At 71.8% G+C, this 24,686-nt stretch carries 13 protein-coding genes, 1 tRNA gene and 1 rRNA gene; 10 read left to right on the forward strand and 5 right to left on the reverse strand.

Annotation, left to right across the window (positions count from 1 at the left end):
- Both rrf and ACZ58N_RS29930 read left to right on the forward strand, forming a co-directional pair.
- Window positions 1–93 (forward strand): 5S ribosomal RNA (rrf, locus tag ACZ58N_RS29925); the annotation flags it as partial.
- A gap of 5 nt (window positions 94–98) precedes the next feature.
- A tRNA-Thr gene (locus ACZ58N_RS29930) sits at window positions 99–171 on the forward strand.
- Between the two features lie 140 nt (window positions 172–311).
- Here ACZ58N_RS29930 and ACZ58N_RS29935 read toward each other — a convergent pair.
- Window positions 312–2,861 (reverse strand): SpoIIE family protein phosphatase, encoded by a 2,550-nt coding sequence (locus ACZ58N_RS29935; protein WP_471166057.1) that lies wholly within the window; start codon window positions 2,859–2,861, stop codon window positions 312–314.
- Between the two features lie 202 nt (window positions 2,862–3,063).
- Here ACZ58N_RS29935 and ACZ58N_RS29940 point away from each other — a divergent pair, with 202 nt between their 5' ends.
- The 8 genes from ACZ58N_RS29940 to ACZ58N_RS29975 all read left to right on the forward strand — a co-directional run bounded on the left by ACZ58N_RS29940 (window position 3,064) and on the right by ACZ58N_RS29975 (window position 16,961).
- Window positions 3,064–8,556: a HAMP domain-containing protein gene (locus ACZ58N_RS29940; protein WP_471166059.1), complete on the forward strand. Its 5,493-nt coding sequence runs from the start codon at window positions 3,064–3,066 to the stop codon at window positions 8,554–8,556.
- Between the two features lie 243 nt (window positions 8,557–8,799).
- A complete protein-coding gene (locus ACZ58N_RS29945; protein WP_389701146.1) occupies window positions 8,800–9,483 on the forward strand; it encodes a response regulator in 684 nt (227 codons plus the stop codon).
- A gap of 232 nt (window positions 9,484–9,715) precedes the next feature.
- On the forward strand, window positions 9,716–12,544 hold the full coding sequence (locus ACZ58N_RS29950; protein WP_471166062.1) for a DNA translocase FtsK: 2,829 nt from the start codon (window positions 9,716–9,718) through the stop codon (window positions 12,542–12,544).
- Window positions 12,545–12,748: 204 nt separating this feature from the next.
- Window positions 12,749–13,645, forward strand: a complete 897-nt coding sequence (locus ACZ58N_RS29955; RefSeq protein WP_471166064.1) for a helix-turn-helix domain-containing protein — start codon at window positions 12,749–12,751, stop codon at window positions 13,643–13,645.
- A 125-nt stretch (window positions 13,646–13,770) separates the two neighbouring features.
- Window positions 13,771–15,264: a 30S ribosomal protein S12 methylthiotransferase RimO gene (gene rimO / locus ACZ58N_RS29960; protein ID WP_471166066.1), complete on the forward strand. Its 1,494-nt coding sequence runs from the start codon at window positions 13,771–13,773 to the stop codon at window positions 15,262–15,264.
- Entirely contained in the window at window positions 15,261–15,917 is a 657-nt protein-coding gene (gene pgsA, locus ACZ58N_RS29965; RefSeq protein ID WP_389701154.1) for a CDP-diacylglycerol--glycerol-3-phosphate 3-phosphatidyltransferase, read from the forward strand. Before rimO ends, pgsA begins: the two co-directional genes overlap by 4 nt.
- A gap of 56 nt (window positions 15,918–15,973) precedes the next feature.
- A complete protein-coding gene (locus ACZ58N_RS29970) occupies window positions 15,974–16,474 on the forward strand; it encodes a CinA family protein (protein WP_471166070.1) in 501 nt (166 codons plus the stop codon).
- 109 nt (window positions 16,475–16,583) lie between these two features.
- A complete protein-coding gene (locus tag ACZ58N_RS29975; RefSeq protein WP_281208997.1) occupies window positions 16,584–16,961 on the forward strand; it encodes a helix-turn-helix domain-containing protein in 378 nt (125 codons plus the stop codon).
- 390 nt (window positions 16,962–17,351) lie between these two features.
- Here ACZ58N_RS29975 and ACZ58N_RS29980 read toward each other — a convergent pair whose 3' ends face one another.
- The 4 genes from ACZ58N_RS29980 to ACZ58N_RS29995 form a co-directional block, all read right to left on the reverse strand.
- The gene (locus ACZ58N_RS29980) at window positions 17,352–18,122 is read right to left on the reverse strand and encodes an SDR family NAD(P)-dependent oxidoreductase (protein ID WP_471166072.1); all 771 of its coding nucleotides are present in this window, start codon (window positions 18,120–18,122) and stop codon (window positions 17,352–17,354) included.
- A gap of 33 nt (window positions 18,123–18,155) precedes the next feature.
- Window positions 18,156–18,980: an Fpg/Nei family DNA glycosylase gene (locus ACZ58N_RS29985; protein ID WP_471166075.1), complete on the reverse strand. Its 825-nt coding sequence runs from the start codon at window positions 18,978–18,980 to the stop codon at window positions 18,156–18,158.
- A gap of 209 nt (window positions 18,981–19,189) precedes the next feature.
- Entirely contained in the window at window positions 19,190–19,900 is a 711-nt protein-coding gene (locus ACZ58N_RS29990; protein ID WP_471166077.1) for a hypothetical protein, read from the reverse strand.
- 164 nt (window positions 19,901–20,064) lie between these two features.
- Window positions 20,065–24,672: an ATP-dependent helicase gene (locus ACZ58N_RS29995; RefSeq protein ID WP_471166080.1), complete on the reverse strand. Its 4,608-nt coding sequence runs from the start codon at window positions 24,670–24,672 to the stop codon at window positions 20,065–20,067.
- Window positions 24,673–24,686 lie beyond the last annotated feature (14 nt).

The following is a 24,686-nucleotide window of genomic DNA, read 5'->3' on the forward strand; positions in this document are numbered from 1 at the left end:
ACGCCCGGTTACATTCCGAACCCGGAAGCTAAGCCTTTCAGCGCCGATGGTACTGCAGGGGGGACCCTGTGGGAGAGTAGGACGCCGCCGAACAACCCGCCCTTTTAGCTCAGTCGGTAGAGCGTCTCCATGGTAAGGAGAAGGTCAACGGTTCGATTCCGTTAAAGGGCTCAGGTAAGACAAAAAGGCCCCCGCCTCTTGGCGGGGGCCTTTTTGCGTTCCGGGCCCGTTGTGATGGTGCCGCCAATGGTGCCGCCCCTTGCCGGGAATCCGTACGGAACGGGTTCCCGGCAAGGGGCGGCAGATATCGGTCAGGCGCTTTCGCGCTGGTGGGGGACGCGGAAGGCGAGGATGGCCATGTCGTCCGAGGCGGGTTCCGCCGCGAAACGTTCCACCGCGCGCAGGACGCGGGAGGCAACCGCTCCGGCCGTCAGCCCCGTACAGGTTGTGAGAACCTCGGCGAGGCCGTCGTCCCCCAGCATGCGGCTGCCCTCACGGCGTTCCGTCACACCGTCCGTGACACAAAGAAGAACGTCGCCCGGATCCAGGGTGAGCGTCTGCTCGTACAGGTCCAGATCATCGATGACGCCCAGCAAGGGCTGCGGTTCGGCCGCCGAGGTGACCTCGCCGTCCGGGCGCAGACGCAGTGGGAGGGGGTGACCGGCGCAGACAACCTTCATCAGGGCGCCGCCGTCCGGCTGGGGATGCAACTCGCCGTACAGGAGGGTCAGGAACCGGCTGCGGGCGCCCTCGTCGAGGATGGCCGCGTTGAGGCGCTCCAGGACCGCCGGGCCGCCGAGGCCCTCGCGGGCCAGGAGGCGCAGGGCGTGCCGGGCCAGGCCGGTGACCGCGGCGGCCTCCGGGCCCGTACCGCAGACATCGCCGATGGCGAAGCCGTACACGCCGTCACGGATCGGGAAGACGTCGTAGAAGTCGCCACCCACCTCGTTGCCCTCGCCGGCGGCACGGTAGATGACCTCCACCTCCATCCCGGGGATCGCCGGGGAGCCGGGCGGCAGGAGACTGCGCTGGAGGGAACGGCTGATGGCGGTGCGCTCGGAGTAGAGCCGGGCGTTGTCGAGCGCCAGGGCGGCCCTGCGGGAGAGGTCGTCGGCCAGTTCGAGGATCTCCTGGCGGAAGTGCTCCTCGCGGGGCTTGCCCAGGGTGAGCATGCCGATCACGCGGTTGCGCGCCAGGAGGGGCAGGACGACGGAGTCGCCGCCGACCGCGGTGGCCGCGGCCACCCACGGGCGGGCTCCGGCCTCGCGGACCGGTTCGGGCGGGCTGACCCGCGACAGCAGGGCCTTCAGGCCGTCGATGTGCTCCTCGTCCTCGTGCAGGACGTAGGCCAGGTACGGGTCCGAGGCCTGGTCGGCGATCGTGTAGACGGCGCACCAGGTGGCGAGGGTCGGAACGGTCATCTGGGCCATGAGGGCCAGCGTCTGGTCCCGGTCGAGGGTGCCGGCGAGCAGGTCGGAGGCCTCGACGAGGAAGGACAGGGAGCCGCGGCGCAGGCGTTCCAGCTCGCCGAGGCGGGCGGACTCGACGGCGAGTGCGATGCGGTCGGCGGCGAACTGGAGGCGCAGGGCCTCCTCGTTGGTGTAGCGGCCGGCGCTCTCCGCGGCGATGCCCAGGGAGCCGGTGAGACGGCCTTCGACCTTGAGGGGGACCGTGACGGCCGACCGCATGCCGGTCGACTCCAGGAGCGGCACGGCTCCCGGGACGGCCGCGAGATCGTCGTGGACGGCCGGCATGCGGGCCGAGCCGTAGCGGTTCGTGCCCGCCTCCACGGGAACCCGGGCGAACCGCTGACGGGTCGAGGGCAGGCCGGTGGTCGCGCGGACCTCCAGCTCCGTCTCGTCGTCCGTGGCGAGCAGCAGGAACGCGGCGTCGGCGTCGAGCATGTCCCGGGCCCGCTCCACGGTGCGCTGGAGCAGGCTCTCCAGGTCGTCCGGGGCGGGGGAGCCGATGAACACCTCGAAGGGGTCGACCGGACGGCTCTCACCGGGATGGCCCCCGTCGGAGGGGATCCGCACCGGGGTCTGGAGCAGGGCGCGCTCGTCGTCGTGGACGAGGAGGCAGACGATGGAGGGTTCGCCGTGGGCGTCGCGCACCCGCAGGTGGGAGGCGTACACGGGGATGACCCGGCCGTCGGCGCCGCGGATGCCGTAACTGCCCTCCCAGCGCGACAGGCGCAGGGCCTCGGCGATGCCGGTGCCGGTACCGGGGGTCTGCGGCCAGGCCGCGAGTTCCGCGAGCGGGCGGCCCACGGCCTTCTCCGCGGGGTGACCGAAGATGTGCTCGGCGTCCTCGTTCCAGGCGGCGACGGCGTCGCCCGCGTCGACCTGGATCACGGCGACGCGGACCCGGCTGTCGGTCAGCGGGAGGAACTGGTCCGGGACGACGGGTCCCGCGGAGCGGGTACCGACCGGCCGGTCCGGCAGGTCCAGGCGGAACCAGACGTGCTTGTGGGTGGCCGTGTACTCGACGCCCCAGCGGGTGGCCAGGGCGGCGCAGAGCATCAGGCCCCGGCCGCTCTCGCGGTCGGGGTCGGCGTAGGGGCGTTCGCCGGGGTGGGCGAGCGGCAACTCGCGCTCGGGGTAGTGGTCGGCGACCTCGACGCGGATGCCGTCCTCGGCGCGCAGGCACAGGACCTCGGCCCGGGTTCCCGCGTGGACGACGGCGTTGGTGACGAGCTCGCTCGTGAGGACCACGGCGTCGTCGACGATGTCCGCGAAGCCCCAGCCCTGCAGGGTGTCGCGGACGAACGCTCGGGCAGCGGCGACCGAGCGCCCCTGGGGGTCGAAACTGGCAGCCGCCCGTGCCGTGATCAACAAGTCTCCTTCGACGCGGTGGGACATCGGATGCCAGGTTACTTACCTTCGCGGTGGCAAGGAGGCCGTCGTGGGGGATTCCACCCGCAGGGTACGGCCGGTGTGCGATGGTGCCGGAGTGTTATGGCCGGGTTGGGCCGGGGTGAAACACTGGGCAGGCTTGGAGAGCCTGATTTTGGATACTCGGATGTCCGGTGGAACAGCGGTCGACCCTTTCGGGAGGGACACGGTGGAGTCTGGAGCAGCGGTGCGGCGTGCGGGAACGCGCCCCAAGGGGGGCCGGTCCCGGCGCGGCGGTACGACGGAAGTCGATACCGCCGCTCTGAACCGGCTGCTCACGGCACTGGTGTCGATGCGCGACGGAAACTTCCGCAAACGGCTTACGGTGTCCGGCGACGGCGTGATGGCGGAGGTTGCCGCCGTCTACAACGAGGTTGCCGACCGCAATCTCCACCTGACCGGTGAACTGTCCAGGGTCCGGCGGATGGTGGGCCGCGAGGGCAAGTTGGGCGAACGGCTGGAAACAGGTGCCTGCGAGGGTTCCTGGGCGGCCGCGATCGACGCCTCGAACCAGTTGGTGGACGATCTCGCCCGGCCGGTCTCCGAGGTGGGCCGGGTGCTCGCGGCGGTCGCCGAGGGCGATCTCGATCAGCGCATGGACTTGCGCACACAGGCTTCGGAGGGAGCCGGGCACCCGCTGCGCGGGGAGTTCCTCAAGGTCGGTCGTACGGTCAACAACCTGGTCGACCAGCTGTCCGCGTTCACCGACGAGGTGACGCGCGTCGCGCTGGAGGTGGGTACCGAGGGCAAGCTCGGTGGGCAGGCGCAGGTGCGCGGAATGTCCGGTTCCTGGAAGGACCTGACCGACTCCGTCAACACCATGGCGTACCGGCTCACCGCCCAGGTGCGTGACATTGCTCTCGTGACGACGGCGGTGGCCAAGGGCGATCTGTCGCGCAAGGTCACGGTGCACGTGGCCGGCGAGATGCTCCAGCTGAAGAACACCGTGAACACGATGGTGGACCAGCTGTCGTCGTTCTCGTCCGAGGTGACCCGGGTGGCCCGCGAGGTGGGCACGGAGGGTGAGCTCGGTGGTCAGGCGAAGGTGCCCGGGGTCGCGGGCGTGTGGAAGGACCTGACCGACTCCGTCAACACGATGGCGGGCAACCTGACGGCCCAGGTGCGCGGGATCGCGCAGGTCACGACGGCCGTCGCGAACGGTGACCTGTCGCAGAAGGTGCGGGTCAGCGCGCGCGGCGAGGTGGCGCAACTGGCCGAAACGATCAACCAGATGACCGAGACGCTGCGTACGTTCGCGGACGAGGTCACGCGCGTGGCGAGCGAGGTCGGCGCCAAGGGGCTGCTCGGTGGTCAGGCGCAGGTGCCGGGTGCGGCGGGTACGTGGAAGGACCTCACCGACTCGGTGAACACGGTCTTCCGGAACCTGACCACACAGGTGCGGGACATCGCGCAGGTGACGACGGCGGTGGCGAACGGCGATCTGTCGCAGAAGGTCACCGTCGACGTGGCCGGCGAGATGCTGGAACTGAAGAACACCGTCAACACGATGGTCGACCAGCTCCAGTCCTTCGGCGCCGAAGTGACGCGGGTGGCCCGTGAGGTCGGTGTCGAGGGTGAGCTGGGTGGTCAGGCGCAGGTGCCGGGTGCGGCGGGTACGTGGAAGGACCTCACCGACTCGGTGAACACCGCCTTCCGCAACCTGACCGGGCAGGTCCGCAACATCGCGCAGGTGACGACGGCGGTGGCGAACGGCGACCTGTCGCAGAAGGTCACCGTGGACGTCTCGGGCGAGATGCTCCAGCTGAAGAACACCGTGAACACGATGGTCGACCAACTGTCGTCCTTCGCCGACCAGGTGACGCGCATGGCGCGGGACGTGGGTACGGAGGGCCGTCTCGGTGGCCAGGCGCGGGTCGAGGGGGTTTCCGGGACCTGGAAGGAGCTCACCGACTCGGTCAACTTCATGGCCGGCAACCTGACCTCGCAGGTGCGTCAGATCGCGCAGGTGACGACGGCGGTGGCGCGGGGCGACCTGTCGCAGAAGATCGACGTGGACGCCCGGGGCGAGATCCTGGAGCTGAAGAACACCATCAACACGATGGTCGACCAGCTCTCGGCGTTCGCCGAGCAGGTGACCCGCGTGGCCCGCGAGGTGGGTACGGACGGTCGGCTCGGCGGGCAGGCGCAGGTGCCCGGGGTGGCCGGGGTCTGGCGCGATCTGACCGACTCGGTGAACGGCATGGCCGGGAACCTGACGTCGCAGGTGCGCAACATCGCGCAGGTCGCGACGGCGGTGGCGCGCGGTGATCTGTCGCAGAAGATCGACGTGGACGCCCGGGGCGAGATCCTGGAGCTGAAGAACACCCTCAACACGATGGTCGACCAGCTCTCGAACTTCGCGGAGCAGGTGACCCGCGTCGCCCGTGAGGTGGGTACGGAGGGCATCCTCGGCGGTCAGGCGGAGGTGAAGGGGGTCTCCGGCACCTGGAAGGACCTCACCCAGTCCGTCAACTTCATGGCGAACAACCTGACTTCGCAGGTGCGCAACATCGCCGAGGTCACGACGGCGGTGGCCATGGGCGACCTGTCGAAGAAGATCACGGTCGACGCCAAGGGCGAGATCCTGGAACTCGTCACCACCGTGAACACGATGGTGGACCAGCTGTCCTCCTTCGCGGAGCAGGTGACCCGGGTGGCCCGCGAGGTGGGCACGGAGGGCATCCTCGGCGGTCAGGCCCGGGTCCGGGGGGTGACCGGCATCTGGAAGGACCTCAGCGACAACGTCAACACCATGGCCGGCAACCTCACGGCCCAGGTGCGCGGGATCGCACAGGTCTCGGCGGCGGTCGCCAACGGCGACCTGACGAAGAAGGTCACCGTCGAGGCGCGCGGCGAGGTCGCGCAGCTCGCCGACACCGTGAACACGATGGTCAAGACCCTGTCCTCGTTCGCCGACGAGGTCACGCGCGTGGCCCGCGAGGTGGGTACGGAGGGTCGGCTCGGTGGTCAGGCGCACGTGCCCGGGGTCTCGGGGACGTGGAAGGACCTCACCGACTCGGTGAACTTCATGGCGTCCAACCTGACCGGTCAGGTGCGGCAGATCGCCATGGTCACGACCGCCATCGCCAAGGGCGACATGACCAAGAAGATCGACATCGATGCGCGCGGCGAGATCCTGGAGCTCAAGACCACGATCAACACGATGGTCGACCAGCTGTCCTCCTTCGCCGACCAGGTGACCCGGGTCGCGCGCGAGGTGGGCACGGAGGGCATCCTGGGCGGCCAGGCCCGGGTGCGGGACGTGGACGGCACCTGGCGCGACCTCACCGAGTCCGTGAACGAGATGGCCGGGAACCTGACCCGGCAGGTGCGGGCCATCGCGGCCGTCGCCACTGCGGTGACCCGGGGCGACCTGAGCCTGAAGGTCGACGTGGACGCGGCGGGGGAGATCCAGGTCCTCCAGGACAACATCAACACGATGATCGTGAACCTGCGCGACACCACCTTGGCCAACAAGGAGCAGGACTGGCTCAAGGGCAACCTGGCCCGGATCTCGGCCCTCATGCAGGGCCGCCGGGAACTGGACGACGTCGCCTCGCTGATCATGAGCGAGCTGACACCAGTGGTCTCCGCGCAGCACGGGGCCTTCTTCCTGGCGCTGCCGACCGGCGGGAGCACCGAGATCGGGACGGACGGCGGCGCGGACGGCTCGTACGAGCTGCGGATGCGCGGGAGCTACGCGTACGCCGGCGGTCAGATGCCCATTTCCTTCCGGCCCGGGGAGGGGCTGATCGGCGCCGTCGCCGAGGAGAAGCGGACGATCCTCGTCGAGAACACCCCCCCGGGCTACCTCAAGATCTCCTCGGGGCTCGGCGAGGCACCCCCGGCGCACGTGATCGTGCTGCCGGTGCTCTTCGAGGGCAAGGTGCTCGGCGTCATCGAACTGGCCGCCTTCCAGCCGTTCACGCAGATCCAGAAGGACTTCCTCAGCCAGATCGCCGAGATGATCGGTACGAGCGTCAACACCATCTCCGTCAACTCCAAGACGGAGATGCTGCTGAAGCAGTCGCAGGAGATGACCGAGCAGCTGCGGGAGCGCTCCGACGAGTTGGAGAACCGGCAGAAGGCCCTCCAGGCCGCGAACGCGGAACTGGAGGAGAAGGCCGAGCTGCTGGCCCAGCAGAACCGGGACATCGAGGTGAAGAACACCGAGATCGAGGAGGCGCGGCAGGTCCTGGAGGAGCGCGCCGAGCAGCTCGCGGTCTCGATGCGCTACAAGAGCGAGTTCCTGGCGAACATGTCCCACGAACTGCGGACCCCGCTCAACTCGCTGCTGATCCTGGCCAAGCTGCTCGCCGACAACGCGGACGAGAACCTCTCGCCGAAGCAGGTGGAGTTCGCGGAGACGATCCACGGGGCGGGTTCGGACCTGCTCCAGCTGATCAACGACATCCTCGACCTGTCGAAGGTGGAGGCGGGCAAGATGGACGTCTCGCCGACGCGGATCGCGCTGGTCCAGCTCGTGGACTACGTGGAGGCCACCTTCCGTCCGCTGACCGCGGAGAAGGGCCTGGACTTCTCGGTGCGGGTGTCCCCGGAGCTTCCGGCGACGCTGCACACCGACGAGCAGCGGCTCCTGCAGGTGCTGCGCAACCTGCTGTCGAACGCGGTGAAGTTCACCGACACCGGGGCGGTGGAGTTGGTCATCCGGCCGGCCGGCGGCGATGTTCCGACCGCGATCCGGGAGCAGTTGCTGGAAGCCGGTTCGCTGCGCGAGGCGGACGCCGACCTGATCGCCTTCTCGGTGACCGACACCGGGATCGGGATCGCGGCGAGCAAGATGCTGGTGATCTTCGAGGCGTTCAAGCAGGCGGACGGGACGACGAGCCGCAAGTACGGCGGCACGGGTCTGGGGCTGTCCATCAGCCGGGAGATCGCCCGGCTGCTGGGCGGGGAGATCCACGCGGCCAGCGAGCCGGGCCGGGGGTCGACCTTCACCCTGTACCTGCCGCTCCACCCGAGCGAGCTGCCCCCGCAGGGGTACGCCCCGCCCGCGCCGGGCGGCGCGCGCGGGGACTACCGCAGGGCGGCCGAGGAGGCGCAGCCGGAGCCGGAGCCGTTCGGGCCGGCCCCGTTGTCCGCGCCGCCGGTGCGGGCCGCGCTGCCCGCGGCGGAGCCGTCGGGTCAGGGGTCGTCGGCGTTGTTCCGACGGCGCCGCAAGGCCCAGCCCGAGGCGCCGGCGCGCGGTGAGGTGCCGGGGCAGGCGGACGGGGGCGCGTGGGACCTGGAGGAGCCGCTGCCGACGCCGCCGCGGACGTACGACTTCCACGGCGAGCGGGTGCTCATCGTCGACGACGACGTGCGCAACGTCTTCGCGCTGACCAGCGTGCTGGAGCAGCACGGGCTGGCGGTCCTCTACGCCGAGAACGGGCGGGAGGGGATCGAGGTCCTGGAGCAGCACGACGACGTGGCGCTCGTGCTGATGGACATCATGATGCCGGAGATGGACGGGTACGCGACGACCTCGGCGATCCGCAGGATGCCGCAGTTCGCGGGACTTCCGATCATCGCGCTGACGGCGAAGGCGATGAAGGGCGACCGGGAGAAGGCGATCGACTCCGGGGCGTCCGACTACGTCACCAAGCCGGTCGAGCCCGACTACCTGTTGTCGGTGATGGAGCAGCACATGCGCGACGAGTGATCACCGACCGGACGGCGGGCGCGCGGTGGGTGGGGCGAAGGGGAACCTTCTCCCCTCCTCTCACGTTTCCGCTTCGTGCACAGTGACATCTTGGTGACAGGGTGTGGCGATCTCGGGACTGGGGCTACGATGACCGGCACAAGGACGGACGGCTCAGGGATGCCGTTCTCTGGGGCGGGGCCCGGCACACAGGCCGGCGCCCGGAGCCGGGGAGGCCCCATGCCGGGGCGAGGAGGACAGGGCATGGTGCAGAAGGCCAAGATCCTCCTGGTCGACGACCGGCCGGAGAATCTGCTGGCGCTGGAGGCCATCCTCTCCGCGCTCGATCAGACACTGGTCCGGGCGTCGTCGGGGGAGGAAGCGCTCAAGGCGCTGTTGACGGACGATTTCGCGGTCATCCTGTTGGATGTCCAGATGCCGGGCATGGACGGATTCGAAACCGCCGCGCACATCAAGCGGAGGGAACGGACCCGGGACATCCCGATCATCTTCCTCACCGCGATCAACCACGGCCCGCACCACACGTTCCGCGGTTACGCGGCGGGTGCGGTCGACTACATCTCGAAGCCGTTCGACCCGTGGGTGCTGCGCGCCAAGGTCTCGGTCTTCGTGGAGCTGTACACGAAGAACTGCCAGCTCCGGGAGCAGGCGGCGCTGCTGCGGCTCCAACTGGAGGGCGGCGGCTCCAACGGCGTGGACGGCAGCAAGGAGACGGCGGGCCTGCTGGCCGAACTCTCCGCGCGGCTCGCCGCGGTCGAGGAGCAGGCGGAGGCACTGACCAAGCAACTCGGCGAGGATTCCGCCGACGGCGCGGTCGTGGCGACCGCCGCCCATCTGGAGCGGAAGCTGACGGGGCTGCGGCGCGCGCTCGACGCGTTGGAGCCGGGCACCGGCGGCCCGACCGCCGTGCTTCCCGCGCAGGGCTGAGCCGGCGGCGTCGGCGACCGGGCGGAGCCGTCCCGTCGGGTACGGGGCGGCCGCCGGTGGGTCGCGCGGCAGGGCTCCGGCGGACGACCCGGCGGAACGCTGGCTTCCGGTAGGCGTGCTGGGTGGATGTCAGGTCTGCCGGGGCGTCAAAGTGCGTACGGACCTGGCGACACGAACGGGTGAAGGGGTGGGCACGCGTGTCCACCGGCGCGCGCACCGGTAACCTCGGCCCATGGCCTCAAGTACGTCCGGCAAGGGTTCCCCGAGCAGTGCGGGCACCGCGAAGGGCCGCACCGGCCGTACGACGGCGCCGGCGAAGAAGTCCGCGCCCGCGCGCAAACCCCCCGCGAAGAAGGCCGCTGCGGCCAGGCGCGCCCCGGTGAAGAAGGTCGCCGCCAAGCCGGCGCCGTCCCCGACCGGGGGCGTGCTGCGACTGGTGCGCGCCTGCTGGCTCGGTCTGGCCCATGCGGTCGGGGCGGTCTTCCGCGGGATGGGTCGAGGTGCCAAGAACCTCGACCCGGCCCACCGCAAGGACGGGCTCGCGCTGTTGTTGCTGGGCCTCGCGCTGATCGTCGCCGCGGGGACCTGGTCGAACCTGAGCGGACCCGTCGGGGACCTGGTCACCATGCTGGTCACCGGTGCCTTCGGTCGTCTGGACCTGCTCGTCCCGATCCTGCTCGGTGTCATGGCGGTACGTTTCATCCGCCACCCGGAACAGACCGATGCCAACGGGCGCATCGGCGTCGGCCTGTCGGCGCTCGCCGTCGGCGTGCTCGGGCTGGTGCACATCGCCTGCGGGGCGCCCGGCCGCGACGAGGGCACGACCGCGATGCAGAACGCGGGCGGGCTCGTCGGCTGGGCCGCCTCCAAGCCGCTCATCTTCACCATGGGCGCGCCGCTGGCCGTCCCCATGCTGGTGCTGCTCACCGTGTTCGGACTGCTGGTCGTCACCGCGACCCCGGTCAACGCCATCCCGCAGCGGCTGCGCCGCCTCGGCATCCGGCTGGGCATCATCGCGCCGAACGAGTACGACGAGGGGTACGGGGAGGCGGAGGGCGCCGCTCCGCAGGGCGGGCGCGACCGGCACGACGCCGAGCAGTGGCGGGCGCGGGCCGGGGAGCTCGCGGACCACGGGGATCCGGCCGACGCCGCCGAGGAGGCGGCGCTGGCCCGCCGGCGCCGGCCGCGGCGCAGCTCCGCCCGGCCGGGGGAGCGGGAGATGGACGCGGTCGACGTCGCCGCGGCCGCCGCCGCGGCGCTGGACGGCGTCGTCTACGGGGGTCTGCCCCCGTCCCCGCTGGTCGCCGACCTCACCCAGGGCATCTCCACCGGGCCGGAGGGTGTGGAGATCACCGCTCCGGTGCCGCCCGCGCGGGAGGAGCGGACCGTCGTCGCGGGCGCGCCCGAGCCGCCGGCGCACGCGCCCGCGGTGTCGGAGCCCCCGCCCGCGGCGCCCGTCGTCACCGATCCGCCGAGCGAGCGCACCGCCGCCGCCTCCGGGACGCTGTCCGTGCCGGACCTGACGAGGGCCGCGCCCGAGGCCCAGCCGCTGCCCGCGCGTGCCGAGCAGCTCCAGCTGCGCGGGGACATCACGTACGCGTTGCCCTCGCTGAACCTGCTGGAGCGGGGCGGGCCGGGCAAGACCCGCAGCGCCGCGAACGACGCGGTCGTGGCCTCGCTGAGCAACGTGTTCACCGAGTTCAAGGTCGACGCGCAGGTCACGGGCTTCACCCGGGGGCCGACGGTCACCCGCTACGAGGTCACCCTCGGCGCCGCGGTGAAGGTGGAGCGGATCACGGCCCTGGCGAAGAACATCGCCTACGCCGTGGCCTCCCCGGACGTGCGGATCATCAGCCCGATCCCCGGCAAGTCGGCGGTCGGCATCGAGATCCCGAACACCGACCGCGAGATGGTGAACCTGGGGGACGTCCTGCGCCTCGCGGACGCCGCCGAGGACGACCATCCGATGCTGGTCGCGCTCGGCAAGGACGTCGAGGGCGGCTACGTCATGGCCAACCTCGCGAAGATGCCGCACGTGCTGGTCGCCGGCGCGACGGGCTCCGGCAAGTCGTCCTGCATCAACTGCCTGATCACCTCGGTGATGGTGCGGGCCACCCCCGAGGACGTCCGGATGGTCCTCGTCGACCCCAAGCGGGTCGAGCTGACCGCGTACGAGGGCATCCCGCACCTGATCACGCCGATCATCACGAACCCGAAGCGGGCAGCCGAGGCCCTGCAGTGGGTGGTCCGCGAGATGGACCTGCGCTACGACGACCTGGCCGCCTTCGGCTACCGGCACATCGACGACTTCAACCAGGCGATCCGGGACGGCAAGATCAAACTGCCGCCGGGCAGCGAGCGGGAGCTCAACCCGTACCCGTACCTGCTGGTGATCGTCGACGAGCTCGCGGACCTGATGATGGTGGCGCCGCGCGACGTGGAGGACTCCATCGTCAGGATCACCCAGCTCGCCCGCGCGGCCGGCATCCACCTGGTGCTGGCCACGCAGCGGCCCTCCGTGGACGTGGTGACGGGTCTGATCAAGGCCAACGTGCCCTCCCGGCTCGCCTTCGCGACCTCCTCGCTCGCCGACAGCCGGGTCATCCTGGACCAGCCGGGCGCCGAGAAGCTGATCGGCAAGGGTGACGGACTGTTCCTGCCGATGGGCGCGAACAAGCCGGTCCGCCTCCAGGGCGCGTTCGTCACCGAGGACGAGATCGCCGGGATCGTCCAGCACTGCAAGGACCAGATGGCGCCCGTCTTCCGGGACGACGTGACCGTCGGACAGAAGCAGAAGAAGGAGATCGACGAGGAGATCGGCGACGACCTGGACCTGTTGTGCCAGGCGGCGGAACTCGTCGTCTCGACCCAGTTCGGCTCCACCTCGATGCTCCAGCGCAAGCTGCGCGTCGGCTTCGCCAAGGCGGGGCGACTCATGGACCTGATGGAGTCCCGGGGGATCGTCGGTCCGAGCGAGGGTTCGAAGGCGCGCGACGTCCTGCTCAAACCGGACGAGCTGGACGGCGTGCTCGCCGTGATCCGGGGCGAGGACACGCCGTAGAACGGGGTCCGTCCGGCTCACTCGACCGTATGGGATCGGCGGGCAACCGTTTCCCTTGGGCGTGCGTCAAGTTGAGGAGACGACGGGGGTCCTCCCGAAGCCATTCGGATGGCGTAGGAAGAGGACCCTCCGGTTGCCCCACCCTTTCGTCACCCCCCTAGACTGGTAAGCCAGCAGGTGGCTACACGCTCGAAAGGCGCCCTCGTGTCCATCGGCAACTCCAACTCCCCCGAAGAAGAGCGGCCTTCGACCGACGACCGGTCCGAGGACCGCATCGTCGAACGTTCCGTCGAAGAGCCGTCGATCGGGACGGCCCTCAAGAAGGCCCGGATCGCCGCCGGGCTCACCGTCGACGAGGTCAGTTCCACCACCCGCGTGCGCATCCCGATCGTGCACGCGATCGAAGAGGACGACTTCACGCGCTGCGGCGGCGACGTCTACGCCCGCGGCCACATCCGTACGCTCGCCCGCGCCGTGCACCTCGATCCGGCACCCCTGATCGACAGCTACGACGCGGCCCACGGCGGCCGGCCGGCACCCACGCCCGCCGCGCCGATGTTCGAAGCCGAGCGGATCCGACCCGAGCGGCAGCGGCCCAACTGGACCGCCGCCATGGTCGCCGCCATCGTCGCCGTGATCGGCTTCGTCGGCTTCACCGCCTTCAGCGGTGGCGACGCCCAGAGCAAGCGTCCGCTGGCGGAAGGTTCCGCCTCCCCGAAACCCGCACCCAAGCAGCCGGCGGGCAAGCCCGCCGCACAGCCCCAGCAGACCCCCCAGGCGCCGAAGCCGACGCCGTCCGACAGTGCCATCGCGGCGGCCCCCAAGGACCTCGTGACCGTGGTCCTGACGGCCAGCGAGGGCGAGAGCTGGATCTCCGCGAAGGACCACAGCGGGCGACTGCTGTTCGACGGAACCCTCACGCAGGGCGAGTCGAAGACCTTCACGGACAAGGAGTCGATCGACCTCGTGCTCGGTGACGCCGGGGCCGTGAACCTCTTCGTGAACGGCAAGGAGATCAAGGACAGCTTCCAGCCCGGTCAGGTGGAACGTCTCACCTACACCAAGGAAGATCCGCGCCAGGGCCAGGCCCAGGCGGGCTGACCAGCACGGAACGGCAAATTCCGGATCCCCGGGACGTCGCGCGGCACCCGCCGCCGGCCCCGGGGATCCTGTCGTGGCGGGACGTGGGGCGGGGGCCGGGGTCGGGACGAAGTAGTCTTGAGTCCATGCCCGAACGCCGTACCGTCGCCCTTGTCACTCTTGGCTGCGCCCGTAACGAGGTGGACTCGGAGGAGCTCGCAGGCCGCTTGGCGGCGGATGGCTGGGAGCTCGTCCAGGACGCCGCCGACGCGGACGTAGCCGTCGTCAACACCTGCGGCTTCGTCGAAGCCGCGAAGAAGGACTCCGTAGACGCCCTGCTCGAAGCGAACGACCTGAAGGACCACGGCAGGACCCAGGCCGTGGTCGCCGTCGGCTGTATGGCCGAGCGCTACGGCAAGGAACTCGCCGAAGCGCTCCCCGAGGCCGACGGAGTCCTCGGTTTCGACGACTACGCCGACATCTCCGACCGCCTCCAGACCATCCTCAACGGCGGCATCCACGCCTCCCACACCCCGCGCGACCGGCGCAAGCTGCTGCCGATCAGCCCGGCGGAGCGCCAGGACGCCGCCGTGGCCCTGCCCGGCCACGCGCAGGAGCCCGAGGCCGCCCCGGCCGACCTGCCCGACGGCCTCGCCCCCGCCTCCGGTCCGCGCGCGCCCCTGCGCCGCCGGCTCGACAAGAGCCCGGTGGCCTCGGTGAAGCTGGCCTCCGGCTGCGACCGCCGCTGTTCCTTCTGCGCCATCCCGTCGTTCCGCGGCTCCTTCATCTCCCGCCGCCCGAGCGACGTGCTCGGCGAGACGCGCTGGCTGGCCGAGCAGGGCGTCAAGGAGGTCATGCTGGTCTCCGAGAACAACACCTCGTACGGCAAGGACCTCGGCGACATCCGACTGCTGGAGACCCTGCTGCCGGAGCTCGCCGCCGTCGACGGCATCGAGCGCGTCCGCGTCAGCTACCTCCAGCCCGCGGAGATGCGGCCCGGCCTGATCGACGTGCTCACCTCGACCCCCAAGGTCGTCCCGTACTTCGACCTCTCCTTCCAGCACTCCGCGCCCGACGTGCTGCGCTCCATGCGCCGCTTCGGGGACACCGACCGCTTCCTGGAGCTGCTGGACACCATCCGCTCCAAGGCCCCGCAGGCCGGCGTCCGGTCCAACTTCATCGTCGGGTTCCCCGGCGAGAAGGAGTCGGACTTCGCCGAGCTGGAGCGTTTCCTCACCCACGCCCGCCTCGACGCCATCGGCGTCTTCGGTTACTCGGACGAGGACGGCACCGAAGCCGTCACGTACGACGGGAAGCTGGACGAGGAGACCATCGCCGCGCGCCTCGCCCACATGCAGCGCCTCGCCGAGGAGCTCACCTCACAGCGCGCCGAGGAGCGCATCGGGGAGACCCTGGAGGTGCTCGTCGAGACGGTCGTGCCGCTGGACGAGGCCGAGGAGGGCGAGGGTGCCTACGGGCGCGCCGCCCACCAGGCCCCGGAGACCGACGGCCAGGTCGTCTTCACCGACGGCACGGGACTGGTTCCCGGGCGTATCGTCACGGCAAAGGTGGTCGGCAGCCTCGGCGTCGACCTGGTGGCCGAGCCCCTGGGCGTGGAATTTGAGGAGGCGGCCGGATGACCGGAGTCCCGGCATCGGCGGCGGGCGGGACCGGCCGGCGGCCCGCGCCCGGCACCAAGCTCGGGACTGCGGCCGTCAACCAGGCCAGCCTGTGGAACATCGCCAACATCCTGACGATGATCAGGCTCGTCCTCGTGCCGGGATTCGTCATGCTGCTGCTCGCCGACGGGGGCTACGACCCCGTCTGGCGGGCGTGGGCGTGGGCGGCGTTCGCCGTCGCCATGATCACGGACATCTTCGACGGCCACCTCGCGCGGACCTACAACCTGGTCACCGACTTCGGGAAGATCGCCGACCCCATCGCCGACAAGGCGATCATGGGCTCGGCGCTCATCTGTCTCTCCTGGCTGGGTGACCTGCCGTGGTGGGTGACCGGAGTGATCCTCGGCCGGGAGCTCGGCATCACGCTGATGCGCTTCTGGGTCATCCGCTACGGGGTGATCCCGGCGAGCCGCGGCGGCAAACTGAAGACCCTCGCCCAGGGCACGGCCGTGGGCATGTACGTGCTCGCCCTCACCGGACCGCTCGCGACCCTGCGCTTCTGGGTGATGGCCGTCGCCGTCGTGCTGACCGTGGTCACCGGTTTGGATTACATCCGGCAGGCCGTCGTCATGCGTCGCGCCGGACTCGCCGCGGAGCGGGCCTCGAAGTGACGGACGGGGCGGCGGACGTGCCGGAGCCCGCACGGGCGTTCGGAGGCACTGCGGGGGTGGCCGAGGACGTACTGCGGCTGCTCGCGGAGAGTGATCAGACGGTCGCCGTGGCGGAATCGCTGACCGGAGGAATGGTCGCGGCCGAGCTCACGGCGGTGCCGGGCGCCTCCCGCGCCTTCCGCGGCTCGGTCACGGCGTACGCGACGGAGCTCAAGCACCGCGTCCTCGGGGTGGACGCGGGACTGCTGGCGGCCGAAGGCGCGGTGAACGCGCAGGTCGCGCAGGAGATGGCCGACGGAGTGCGGCGCGTCATGGCCGCCACGTGGGGGATCGCGACCACCGGAGTGGCCGGTCCGGACCCTCAGGACGGGCAGCCGGTGGGCACCGTCTTCATCGCCGTGGCAGGTCCGGGGGGCAGGAAAACGGCCCGGCTGCGGTTGAACGGCTCCCGTACGGAAATTCGTAGGGAGAGTGCACGGACTGTGCTCGAACTGTTGTCGAGCGAACTCCGCGAGAATCTGCGGGGGCAGGATACGGAACAGAACGGGGGGATTTGATGTTTGCAGCCCTGAGTGAACACGACATCGCTCCCCGCACGGCCGCGGCGCGAGGCGGTACGGTGGGGCGTGAAGGTTACGGCTACACGGTCAGAGGAGGGAGCCACCGATGATTCTGCTCCGTCGCCTGCTGGGTGACGTGCTGCGTCGGCAGCGCCAGCGCCAGGGCCGTACTCTGCGCGAAGTCTCCTCGTCCGCCCGAGTTTCGCTCGGCTATCTCTCCGAGGTGGAGCGGGGGCAGAAGGAGGCATCCTCCGAGCTGCTCTCCGCGATCTGCGACGCGCTGGACGTACGGATGTCCGAGCTGATGCGCGAAGTCAGCGACGAGCTGTCGCTGGCCGAGCTTGCGCAGTCGGCAGCTGCAAGCGAACCGGTGCCGGCACCGGTGCGCCCGATGCTCAATTCCGTCTCCGTGGCCTCGGTCACGGGACCGGAGCGGGTGACCATCAAGGCACCCGTGGAAGCGGTGAACGTCGTAGCCGCTTGAGCGCACGTGAGCATGTGAGTGTGGCGGGAGCCCCGGGTGGTGCGTGAAGCACCGGGCCCGGGGCTCCTTGCCGTGCGGGGGGCCGTCGGGGCGTCGTGGGGGCGGTTCTGGGTGCGCGGGGCGGGGCGGTGCGGGAGGATGGGCCCGTCCGGGATCCGGCCCGCTGGGAGGTGGCCGTGCGGCGGTTGCTCATACCCCTCGCCCTGGCGATGGGCGTGCTGTGGTGGTGGGCCGTACTGCGGCTGACGCTGGCACCGGCCGAGTCCGGGCCCGTGGAGGGCGCGGTGGCGGTCGGGGGCTGGGGGCTGGGGTTGCTGCCGGTGCACTGCGCGCGGCGGGCGGACGCGGGGAGGCGGGGACGGGCGGGCGCGGTGGAGCCCGAGGCCGGGGTCACCAGGGCATCGATACTCCACCGTTCGGGCGAAGGATCTGGCCCGTCATGAAGGACGAGGCGTCGCAGGCGAGGTAGAGCACGGCCTGGGCGATGTCCTCGGGCTCGCCGACCCGGCCGAGCGGGGACATCCGCACCATCGTCGCCTCGGTCCGTTCCAGGACCTCGGCGCTGTGCCGGCCGGTCATGGGGGTGCGGATCCAACCGGGGGCGACGGCGTTGACGCGGATGCCGTGCGGGCCGCTCTCGGTCGCGAGGGTCTTCGTCAGCTGGACCACGGCCGCCTTGGCGGCGCTGTAGCAGAGCAGGCCGGGCTGGGCGGCGTCGACGGCCCCGGAGGCCATGGTGATCACCGAACCGGGGCGGCCCGCCGCGATCATGGCGCGGACACCCTCCTGGCAGGTGCGCAGCACCCCCTTGAAGTTCACGTCCAGGATCCGGTCGAGGTCCTCGTCGGTGGTCTCCAGCACGGTACTGGTGTGCATGACCCCGGCGATGGCGGCGACGACGTCGAGCGGCCCGGCCGCGGCGACGGCGGCCCGCAGGGCGGCGCGGTCGGTGACGTCCAGCAGGTGGCCGGTGGCGGTCCCGCCGGCTCCGGTGATCAGTGACGTCGTACCGGCGAGGCCGAGCTCGTCGCGGTCCGCGCAGTGCACGGTCGCACCCGCCCGGGCCAGCAGCACGGCGGTGGAGCGGCCGATGCCGCTGGCGGCCCCGGTGACGAGGGCGGTGCGGCCGGTGAGGTCGTACGCGACGGCGGGTGTGGGCATGCAAGGGACCGTACGAGTGAATCTGACGGATCGTCAACCACTGCGGCGGTGCCCGACGGGCGCGGGGGCGGGCCCGGACTGGCAGCGCGGGCACCAGTACGTGGGGCGGTCGTCCTGCGGGGCCTCCAGGACGGAGGTGCCGCAGCGCAGGCAGGGTCGGTGCGAGCGGCCGTAGACGAACAGCTCCCGGCCGGGGACGCGGCTGCCGGTGGTGGAGCGGCGTCCGTGCTCCCCGATGTTGGCGGCCAGCAGGCGCTGGGCCGCGGCCGCCAGGCGGGGGAGGGTGACCTCGGGATCGGGGAGCGCGCCGACCGGGGTCCAGGGGGTGACCTGGGCCAGGAAGCAGGTCTCGGACTTGTAGATGTTGCCGATGCCCGCCAGGTTGCGCTGGTCCAGCAGTGCCTCGCCGAGGGGCCGGTCGGGGGCGGCGAGCAGGTTGGCCGCGGCCCGCCCGGGGTCCCAGTCGGGGCCGAGGAGGTCGGGTCCGAGGTGGCCGACGACTTTGTCCTCGTCGGCGGTGCGGAGCAGTTCCAGGACGGGCAGCCGGTAGCCGACGGCGGTGGTGTCGGCGGTGCCGAGGACGGCGCGGATCTCGTACGCGGGGCCGCCGCGCCACTTCTCGCCCGGCGTGAAGACGTGCCAGGCCCCGTCCATGCGCAGGTGGCTGTGGAGGGTGAGGCCACCTTCGACGCGGGCGAGGAGGTGCTTGCCGCGCGGGGTGACGTCCAAGGTGGTGCGGCCGGTGAGGTCGGCGAGGGCGAATCGCGGGACGCGCAGGTCGCTGACGGTCAGCGGCTTCCCGGCGAGGGCGGCGTGCAGGCGGCTCGCCGCGCGGTGGACGCTGTCTCCTTCGGGCATGGGGCCATTGTCGCGCCGGTCGGCGGCCGGTGCGGGCGTGCGGGGGCCGTGGGGCGTGGCGGGTCCGGGTCCGGGTCGAGCGGTCTGCGGGGGATTGTCGGGTGCCGACCGGTGCGGCGGGCGCGTGGTGCGGACGCGCGGGAACCCCCGCGGGCGGGTGCCGCGGGGGTTCCGGAGCCGGTGGTGGGGAGGCGCGGGGGCCGTTCCCACTACTTCCAGACGAGTTCCTTGTTCTTGCTGAGGATGTTGTACGGCTCGCCCCAGTACTGGGCGGCGGTGACCTTCGTCTGGGCCGACGGGGCCAGGGCTATCGCACAGCCGGTCTGCGTCCTGCCGTTGGTGAAGCCCTTCGGCAGCGACTCGTTGGGGCACTTCTCGAACTTGCCGATGACGGAGACGCCCTGGGCCTCGCTGCCGTCCGGGAGGAGGCCCTTGATGTGACCCACGGAGGTGTGCGACAGGTCCACCGTGCCGGTGTTCTGGACCGAGTAGCGGACGTAGTAGGGGATCATCCCCTTCACCTTGTCGCCCAGCTTGAGGGCGTCCAGGTCGGCCGGGTTGCCCTGCTCGATCGAGGTGACGGTGAGCGCGATCCGGCCGCCCTTCGTGCTGCCGTAGTTGAACGGGATCTGCGCGGCCTCACCGATCTTGAACTGCTGGCCCGACTTGGCCGTGCCGTCCGCCCCGGGCACGGGCGCCGTGCCGGCGTCGGCGCTCGCGCTCGACGAGGAGCTCGGGGCGGCCGGGCCGCTGGGCTGTGCCGAGGGCGAAGCGGGCTGCGAGGGCTGGGAGGCGGACGTGCTGGGCTGCGCGACGGGGAGTTCCTCGTTGCCGTTCTTGCAGCCGGTGAGGGCCAGGGTGCCGGCGACCGCCAGGCCGACCGCGCCCAGGGTGGTTCCGCGCATGCTGATGGTGCTCACTGTTCGTTCCCCCATGTCGGCGCACCGCCCGTGCGGTGCTGCGATCATCTTGATAAAGCATGGATAAGGGCGCGTGCGAGCTCAGGGGCGGCCGGGAACAGTTTCGTGACATGGCCAGAACAGCCGCGGCACAGTCGAGACCTGACCGAGTCCTCGGCCGCCCCTCAGTTGCGCAGGCGCAGGCCCCTCGGGGTGGCGTGGAAGCCGGCCGTCTCCAGGTCCGGGCCCAGGGGTGACGTCAGGGCCGGGGCGGCGTTCACCCGCTCCACCGTCAGCGCCGGGAGGGTGCCCGTGCGGGAAGCCGTGACCAGGGCCGTCGTGGCCGCCAGCAGCCGGGGGTCGCCGGCCTCCGGCCAGGCCAGCAGCGTCTTGCCGCCGCGCTCCAGGTACAGGGTGAGTTCCCCGTCGACCAGTACGACCAGGGAGCCCGCCTTGCGGCCCGGCTTGTGCGTCGCGTCGCCCGGGGGATCGGGCCACGGCAGGGCCGCCCCGTACGCGTTCGCCGGGTCGGCGGCGGCCAGGACGACCGCCGCCAGCGGCGCCGGGGTCCGCTCGGCCGCCCGGAGCCGGTCCACGGCGCCGTCCATCGCGAACTGGGCCGCGCCCAGCCCCTCCACCACGTAACCCCGCCGGGCCTGGCCGCTGTCCTCGAACGCGGACAGGACCCGGTAGACCGCGCTGAAGCCGCCCGCCACGCCCTCCGCCGCCACCGCCCCCCGGGTGACCACGCCGTGCCGGTCCAGCAGGGTGCGCGCCAGGGCGTGGGCCCGGTGCGTCGGGTCGGGGGCGGCGGCGGGCAGCAGCGACCAGCGGCCCGAGACCGTCGGAGGGCCCGTACGGGAGACGGCGGCGCCGAGCGTGCCGTACCGCCCACGCGGGACGGTACGGCGGGCCCGGTGCGCGGTCGCGCCCGCCGTCCGGCCCGAACCCAGAAGGGAGCGCAGCGGGGCCAGCGTGTCGTTCGTCAGCCGGCCCGACCAGGCCAGGTCCCAGACCACCGAGGCGAGCTCAAGGTCGGAGGCCTCGGGATGGTCGGCGCGGACGGACTGGGTCAGCTGCCGGAAGAACAGGCCGTAGCCCCCCGACAGGGCGCCGAGGACGGCCTTGTGGAGCTCGCCGAGCTCCAGCGGGTGCGGCTCGGGCAACAGCAGCGGGGCGGCGTCCGCCAGATAGAGGGACACCCAGCCGTCCTTGCCCGGCAGGGCGCCCGCGCCCGCCCACACCACCTCGCCCGTCGTGGTCAACTCGTCCAGCAGGGCAGGGGAGTACCCCATCACCCGCGACGGCAGGACCAGCCGCTCCAGGGCCGAGGCGGGGACCGCCGCCCCCTGGAGCTGCTCCACGGCCCGGGCCAGGCCGTCGATGCCGCGCAGCCCGCCGCCCAGGTGCTGCCACTGGGGGAGGAAGGTGGCCAGCGAGGCGGGCGGTACCGGCTCCAGCTCCTGGCGGAGCGCCGCGAGCGAACGGCGGCGCAGCCGGCGCAGCACGGCCGCGTCGCACCATTCCTGGCCGATGCCCGCCGGATGGAACTCGCCCTGGACCAGCCGGCCCGCCGCCGCGAGCCGGTGCAGGGCGCCGTCGGTCACGGCCGTACCCAGACCCAGACGGGCCGCGACGGCGACCGTGGTGAACGGGCCGTGGGTACGGGCGTAGCGGGCGAGGAGGTCCCCGAGGGGGTCCTTGACCGGTTCGGTGAACGCCTCGGGAACCCCGACCGGGAGGGCCGTGCCCAGGGCGTCCCGCAGCCGGCCCGCGTCCTCGATCGCCGCCCAGTGCTCCACGCCCCCGATCCGGACGTCGATGACGCGGCGGGCGGCGGCGAGGTCGCGGACCCACGCCGGATCCGCGCCGCGCTCGGTCAACTCCGCATCGGTCAGCGGGCCCAGCAGACGCAGCAGGTCCGCCACCGATTCGGCGTCCTTGGCATGCCGGTCCGGGGTCAGCCGGAGGAGCTCCCGCTCCAGGTCCTCCAGTACCTGCGCGTCCAGCAGTTCGCGCAGTTCCGCCTGGCCGAGGAGCTCCGCCAGCAGGCGCGAGTCCAGCGACAGCGCCGCCGCCCTGCGCTCGGCCAGCGGCGAATCGCCCTCGTACAGGAACTGGGCGACGTACCCGAACAGCAGGGACCGGGCGAACGGCGACGGCTCCGGCGTGGTGACCTCGACCAACCGGACCCGGCGCGCCTCGATGTCCCCCATCAGCTCGGTCAGGCCCGGTACGTCGAACACGTCCTGGAGGCATTCGCGCACGGCCTCCAGCACGATCGGGAAGGAGCCGAACTCCGAGGCGACCTGGAGCAGTTGCGAGGCCCGCTGACGCTGCTGCCACAACGGGGTGCGCTTGCCCGGACTGCGCCGTGGCAGCAGCAGCGCGCGGGCGGCGCACTCGCGGAAGCGGGAGGCGAACAGGGCCGAGCCGCCGACCTGTTCGGTGACGATCCCGTTGACGTCGCCCCCGTCGAAGGTGACGTCGGCCGCGCCCAGCGGGGGCCGGTCGTCGTCGAAGCCGTGGGTGGGGACGTGCGCGGGATCGTGGTCGAGGAGGTCCATGGACAGCAGGTCGGCGTCCGGCAGGCGCAGCACGATGCCGTCGTCGGCGTGCATGACCTGCGCGTCCATGCCGTACTTCTCGGCCAGGCGGGCGCCGAGGGCCAGCGCCCAGGGGGCGTGCACCTGGGCGCCGAACGGCGAGTGGACCACGACCCGCCAGTCGCCCAGTTCGTCACGGAACCGCTCGACGACGATGGTCCGGTCGTCCGGGACGTGGCCGCAGGCCTCGCGCTGCTCGACGAGGTACGCGAGGACGTTGTCGGCGGCCCAGGCGTCGAGGCCCGCCGCGAGCAGCCGCAGCCGGGCGTCCTCGCCGCTCAGACCGCCGAGCTCGCGCAGGAACGCGCCGACCGCGCGGCCCAGTTCGAGGGGGCGACCCAGCTGGTCGCCCTTCCAGAACGGCAGCCGGCCCGGAACCCCCGGCGCCGGGGTGACCAGGACCTGGTCGCGGGTGATGTCCTCGATGCGCCAGGAGGTGGTGCCCAGGGTGAACACGTCGCCCACGCGGGACTCGTAGACCATCTCCTCGTCCAGCTCACCGACCCGGCCGCCGCCCCGCCCGCCCTTCTTCGTGTCGGACGCGGCGCTGCCCGCGAGGAAGACGCCGAACAGCCCGCGGTCGGGGATGGTGCCGCCGGAGGTGACGGCCAGGCGCTGGGCGCCCGGCCGACCCGTGATCGTCCCCGCGACGCGGTCCCACACGACCCGGGGGCGGAGCTCGGCGAACGCGTCCGACGGGTAGCGGCCCGCCAGCATGTCCAGCACCGCCGTGAACGCCGACTCGGGCAGGGCCGCGAACGGCGCCGCCCGGCGCACCAGGGCCAGCAGCTCGTCCAACTGCCAGGTGTCCATCGCGGTCATCGCGACCAGCTGCTGGGCGAGGACGTCCAACGGGTTCGACGGGATCCGCAGCGACTCGATCGAGCCGGTGCGCATCCGCTCGGTCACCACGGCGGCCTGGACCAGGTCGCCCCGGTACTTGGGGAAGACCACACCCGTCGAGACGGCGCCCACCTGGTGGCCGGCGCGACCCACGCGTTGCAGCCCGGACGCCACCGACGGCGGCGACTCCACCTGGATCACCAGGTCCACCGCACCCATGTCGATGCCCAGTTCGAGGCTCGACGTGGCGACCACGGCGGGCAACCGGCCCGCCTTCAGGTCCTCCTCGACCAGGGCCCGCTGCTCCTTGGACACCGAGCCGTGGTGCGCGCGGGCCAGCAGCGGCGGGGCGCCGAGGGCCGCGCCCGACTGCGCCATGACCTCGGCCGGGGGAGCCCCCTCCGGCAGGGGTGCGCCCGTGGCCCGCTCGTGCGCGATCTCGTTGAGCCGGTTGCACAGCCGCTCCGCGAGCCGGCGGGAGTTGGCGAACACGATCGTGGAGCGGTGGGACTGCACGAGGTCCGCGATGCGCTCCTCCACATGGGGCCAGATGGACGGCCTGTCGCCGCCCTCCTTGCCGTCGGTGGCGGGGGAGCCGCCCAACTCGCCCATGTCCTGCACGGGGACGACCACCGACAGGTCGAACTCCTTGCCCGACGGCGGTTGCACGATCTCGACGCGGCCGCGCGGAGCCAGGTACCGGGCCACCTCGTCGACCGGGCGGACCGTCGCCGACAGTCCGATCCGGCGCGCGGGTCGCGGCAGCAGCTCGTCCAGCCGCTCCAGGGACAGCGCCAGGTGGGCGCCCCGCTTGGTCCCGGCGACGGCGTGCACCTCGTCCAGGATCACCGTCTCGATGCCGGACAGCGCGTCGCGCGCGGCCGAGGTCAGCATCAGGAACAGCGACTCCGGCGTGGTGATCAGGATGTCCGGGGGGCGGGTGGCCAGGGCGCGCCGCTCGGCCGGCGGGGTGTCCCCCGACCGGATGCCCACCCGGATGTCCGGCTCGGGCAGCCCGAGGCGGGCCGATTCCTGCCGGATCCCGGTCAGCGGACTGCGCAGGTTGCGCTCCACGTCGACGGCGAGGGCCTTCAGCGGGGACACGTACAGGACGCGGCAGCGCTTCTTCGGCTCGGCGGGCGGCGGGGTCGAAGCCAGCCGGTCGAGGGCGGCCAGGAACGCCGCGAGGGTCTTGCCGGAGCCGGTGGGCGCCACCACCAGCACGTCCGCCCCCTCCCCGATGGCCCGCCAGGCACCCTCCTGCGCGGGCGTGGGCGTACGGAAGGCCCCCGTGAACCAGGAGCGGGTCGCGGGGGAGAACGAGGCGAGCGCGGAGCCGGACATGCCCCCATCGTGCA

It is taken from the genome of Streptomyces sp. NPDC040432, from assembly GCF_055595445.1.

Bases quoted from the DNA above. Each gene is read 5' to 3' on its own strand.
- rimO (WP_471166066.1), top strand. From the start codon at position 13,771: ATGCCCGAACGCCGTACCGTCGCCCTTGTCACTCTTGGCTGCGCCCGT.
- pgsA (WP_389701154.1), top strand. From the start codon at position 15,261: ATGACCGGAGTCCCGGCATCGGCGGCGGGCGGGACCGGCCGGCGGCCC.
- ACZ58N_RS29975 (WP_281208997.1), top strand. From the start codon at position 16,584: ATGATTCTGCTCCGTCGCCTGCTGGGTGACGTGCTGCGTCGGCAGCGC.
- ACZ58N_RS29995 (WP_471166080.1), bottom strand. From the start codon at position 24,672: ATGTCCGGCTCCGCGCTCGCCTCGTTCTCCCCCGCGACCCGCTCCTGG.
- ACZ58N_RS29935 (WP_471166057.1), bottom strand. From the start codon at position 2,861: ATGTCCCACCGCGTCGAAGGAGACTTGTTGATCACGGCACGGGCGGCT.
- ACZ58N_RS29945 (WP_389701146.1), top strand. From the start codon at position 8,800: ATGGTGCAGAAGGCCAAGATCCTCCTGGTCGACGACCGGCCGGAGAAT.
- ACZ58N_RS29980 (WP_471166072.1), bottom strand. From the start codon at position 18,122: ATGCCCACACCCGCCGTCGCGTACGACCTCACCGGCCGCACCGCCCTC.
- ACZ58N_RS29985 (WP_471166075.1), bottom strand. From the start codon at position 18,980: ATGCCCGAAGGAGACAGCGTCCACCGCGCGGCGAGCCGCCTGCACGCC.
- ACZ58N_RS29950 (WP_471166062.1), top strand. From the start codon at position 9,716: ATGGCCTCAAGTACGTCCGGCAAGGGTTCCCCGAGCAGTGCGGGCACC.